Origin of the sequence: Brevibacillus sp. NRRL NRS-603 (assembly GCF_003013445.1) — a bacterium.
Classification (GTDB): domain Bacteria; phylum Bacillota; class Bacilli; order Brevibacillales; family Brevibacillaceae; genus Brevibacillus; species Brevibacillus formosus.
This window is the reverse complement of record NZ_PXZN01000055.1, coordinates 1-1,612: the sequence shown is the minus strand read 5'-3', so window position 1 is coordinate 1,612 and position 1,612 is coordinate 1. Positions and strand designations below refer to the sequence as shown.

The following is a 1,612-nucleotide window of genomic DNA, read 5'->3' as shown; positions in this document are numbered from 1 at the left end:
TATTATTGGCGCTATTTTGCCGGTCATTTCTTCTGAACGTCTAGAGAAAATGGAGCCTGCTGAGCAAGCGGTATGGAAAGCATTATATGAAAGCGATGGGTTTCAAAGCATATCCGAAATTTTAATGGATGCACTGGGAATTTCGCAGGAACAGGCTGCTTTAAAGATGAAGCAACTACTGAAGCGTGCAGCGGAAAACACCGATGGCGAAGCGATTGAGTACCGATTTTACCCTTCCGAAATCGTCAGAGCCTATCAAAAGGGATATCTTCTGGAAATCCAAGAGCCAAACGTCATTCGTGATGCTGCGGTGTTAATGGCATTAAACTCTGCCTTGGAGCTGGACGGGAGCATCAACCTTCCCACAGAGATCATACGCAGGCACCCAGACTTCATCGCGGTTATTACAACAAACCGCAGTTATGCGGGAACCAGACCGTTAAACGAAGCGCTGCGCGACAGGGTTCAGCATACGGAAAAGATGGACCTGCCGACCAAAGAAATCATGATCGAACGTGTAATGGCCAAAACCGGTTTTCAAGATGGAAAGATGTTGGGTATTTTAACGGACATGATTATGGTTTTAGACCAAACAGCGCGGGCCAATGCGATCAAGGGCGTGGCAGGAATGCGTTCTTTTTTCTACTGGGCGGATGCGATTGCCGGAGGAGCCTCCGCAAAAGAATCCCTTTATCATAAGGTTATCTACAAGATCACAACCGATTCGGAAGAAATAAAACTTCTGGAAGAAGCACTAAAAAATCATGGTTTGTTTGCTAGCTTGGAAGAAGCCGAGATTGAACTAAAAAAAAACGAAAATCTGACGACGCCGTAGAGATCAGGACATGGGAAGATATAGACGACACTGATTTTGGCAAAGACAATCATCGAGAGGAAAAAGGAATCGCATTGAAAAAATCTGCCAATAGCAGTTCTTCCCGTGTCTCAGATGATTCTATCCATATGGAACGCTCAGGTTTGGGTGAAGATGGCTCTCCCAAATATCATCAGGCAAATCCTGAATCCATGTCAGAGGAAGGGAAACAAAAGGAACGAGATTTTCGTAAAAAGCTGAATCGAGATGCAAGAGAGGTCATTTCCGATTCGATTCATAAAAAAGTAAAGCTCATTGTTCACCGTCCAGACTACGATGAGGAAAACCAACAGGAATATATTCGTCTTTGTCAGGGACTCATGCCGATCGTGCAGGAGATTGCGAGAAAGACACTTCCGTATCTGGAACATGATATATCCTCCGACTTTGCGAGGAATCGTTACTATGGCAGCAAATTTCAAGCAGACAGCGTTGCTTACAGGGATTACAAGTATTTTGCCAAGAAACGTCCTCCAACTGAATCCCCTTCTCTTGTGGTGGGTCTTAGGATTGATGAATCTGCATCGATGTCGGCTTACGGTAGATTAGAAGCAGCAAAACGAGCAGTAATCGCGGTATATGAATATTGTCAACTTTGTCATATCCCCATTTTGATCTATGGTGATACGGCGGATGTTTCCAGATTGGAGCAAATGTCGATCTTTGCCTATGCGGACTTTGATAAAGCGGATGCCAATGATCGCTTCAGGTTAATGAGAATTCATGCCAGGAGCAATA

The 1,612-nt window shown here is 44.5% G+C and carries 2 protein-coding genes; both read left to right on the top strand.

Annotation, left to right across the window (positions count from 1 at the left end; translation table 11 throughout):
• On the top strand, positions 1–835 hold an 835-nt coding region (locus C7R94_RS26700), incomplete at its 5' end, for a MoxR family ATPase (protein ID WP_106785647.1).
• A 128-nt stretch (positions 836–963) separates the two neighbouring features.
• A partial coding sequence (locus tag C7R94_RS26695) for a vWA domain-containing protein (RefSeq protein WP_483296248.1) occupies positions 964–1,612 on the top strand: 649 nt, incomplete at its 3' end.